Origin of the sequence: Coleofasciculus sp. (genome assembly GCF_046565525.1) — a bacterium.
In the GTDB taxonomy this organism is placed as follows: domain Bacteria; phylum Cyanobacteriota; class Cyanobacteriia; order Cyanobacteriales; family Coleofasciculaceae; genus Coleofasciculus.
In genome coordinates this window covers 1-2,030 of record NZ_JBKHUP010000232.1, presented here as the reverse complement: position 1 = coordinate 2,030, position 2,030 = coordinate 1, and the positions used below count along the sequence as shown (strand labels likewise).

2 protein-coding genes and 1 pseudogene are annotated in these 2,030 nt (G+C 45.9%); 2 read left to right on the top strand and 1 reads right to left on the bottom strand.

Translation table 11 applies throughout. From position 1 onward, the window contains the following. Positions 1-579: 579 nt before the first annotated feature. Both ACLGGO_RS35365 and ACLGGO_RS35360 read left to right on the top strand, forming a co-directional pair. Positions 580-1,209: a hypothetical protein gene (locus ACLGGO_RS35365; RefSeq protein ID WP_446422820.1), complete on the top strand. Its 630-nt coding sequence runs from the start codon at positions 580-582 to the stop codon at positions 1,207-1,209. Then, positions 1,190-1,438 carry a hypothetical protein gene (locus ACLGGO_RS35360; protein WP_446422819.1) on the top strand — a complete coding sequence of 83 codons (249 nt, stop codon included), beginning with the start codon at positions 1,190-1,192 and terminating at the stop codon, positions 1,436-1,438. Before ACLGGO_RS35365 ends, ACLGGO_RS35360 begins: the two co-directional genes overlap by 20 nt. Here ACLGGO_RS35360 and ACLGGO_RS35355 read toward each other — a convergent pair. After that, positions 1,398-1,943, bottom strand: a pseudogene (locus tag ACLGGO_RS35355) (type IV secretory system conjugative DNA transfer family protein); the annotation flags it as partial. The gene ACLGGO_RS35360 and the pseudogene ACLGGO_RS35355 sit on opposite strands and share 41 nt — an antisense overlap. Positions 1,944-2,030: the final 87 nt, after the last annotated feature.

Genomic DNA, 2,030 nt, shown 5'->3' with positions numbered 1-2,030 from the left:
CTCTTTTATCCACTAATTTTTCTTCTGTTTCAGCTTGGGTTTATAGCTGAGTTAATTCCTCGTAGTCTAAAGTCCAGTACCAAGGCTGTTTATTTTAGGCAGCTTTAAATGGCATCGATCCCCGGCAATTGCCGGGGATTTTTTTTGAGGAAGATGATGACTTGCTTCTGATGATGCCCTTGATTGGGAAGACTCTCTGACAACTTAGCCAACCATATCTGTATGTTCCGGTGCAGCGCAGTTGTTAGTCGCAAGGCGACTATTTTGCTATTCCTGCGTCTCATTCACCGAACGAATCGAAGATTATTGAATCGCTGGTACGGATTCAAATCTAATCTCCATAAAAGCAACTGGCACTGTTGGGGGTTTTTTTAGAGAAAACATGGCATTGATGAGTGCATGATAACGCTCTCTGTCTAACTATTATTGATCGCTTGGAGGCTCCTTACTCCCAGCGAACACAGCAGCAAGAGCGCTAGCGATCGCAAATCTAGCATCGAAACCCCAGCACCTATAAGCGACTAGCGTCGCGCCGACGGGTAAGCAATCACCTCTTACCCGTCTATGCCAATAATCTCAATGACTGATTTAAACTCGTTAGTCAACCCGACTTTGCTGGCTTCACCCATCGATAGTGAGCAACAACACTTTCAGCTAGTCATGAAACAAACCTGCCTGAAACTTCCCACAGAACCCCTGCTAGTTGCTCATCCACAAATTGATAGATGGATTATGGAAGTTAACTTACTATTTCCTGAAGTATTTGAATGGGAACCTCCTCAACTCTTAGTAGATACTCAGTTCATTACCCAACTTTGTACGGACGAAAAAAATGTGTGTGTGCAAGTCAACACAAACGCAGCTTTTCTGGAAAATCGAACGGTCAATCTAATCGAGTGGGCAATTCGGCATCCGTTCTTAAATTGGTCTGACAAAGTAAAATTGTGGGTAGCGGCAGACTATCTCTCATTGCCACCAGAAAACCTCAAGTTGACCATCTTAGCACTGCACCCAACTCATCCAGGTAAAAGACACGAAATCAGTTGGGATGAGCGGCAACACGTAGAGACGAGAGATTGGTTGGTATCTGTTCTGACAGGACAGGCAGCACAGACGAAAGCGTCAGTTATCAGTCGCAAAAAATCACCATCCCGCTCCGCAATTCTAGCTAATTTCAACATTGAAGAGATTGCAGAAGTCGAGATTTGACCGGATTCTAAGGACGGAGGGAGTTGATTTGTACGCGATCGCGCTTTCGGCAGTGCCAGAGGCGATCGCTTTCCTTGTAGAATATCTCCAAATCCCTCTCCCTCAACGGTTTGAGCCAAACTTATCCCAACAAGTCCACCAATCCCAATGGAAAATTTTCCATTGGCAACCACTGGAACAGCATCTGGCTATCGCTTACCAATTGCACCAGTGGCAAAGACTCGTTTAGTTCGCTTAACTTTACCAACAACAGAGTCCAGCGGGTCAGAGCCATACCTTTTACTTGAACCTGATCCCATCTGCGACTCTTGTGGAACATTACCCCCAGCATCAGGCAACGGTAACATCCGTTCGGCTTCGGCAATGCGATCGTACAAAGCGGCTGTAAGCTGTTCTAGACTAGCAAGTTGCACCCGACTCTCCAACCGAGGTCTAACCTGTGTATCCCAGAGGGCTTCACTTTCATCCTTACGCTTCAAATCAGCTTTGGGAATGGGTATAGTCAGCGCATAAGGAATCGACCCCTCACCACCAGAACTGTAACCCGGATTAGTAATCACACATCGCCCTTGGGGGAACCGCAAAATCTCATCTACTGAAAACAATGGCATCTTCTGGAGTGACTCGTTCCAACTGATTGAGTGATTGGCTTGAGATTGACCGCCGTGAGAACGACTGGTAGACTTGCTTTTTAGCAGGACTTCTTTCTCCCCGTACCGCTCAGAATATTTTTTGGCAGTGTCCGTAAGCTGTCATGCATTTAAACTGTGATAAGAGCATTACCCTTATTTTTCAGTTTGCGCCCCCAGTTAATAACTAGC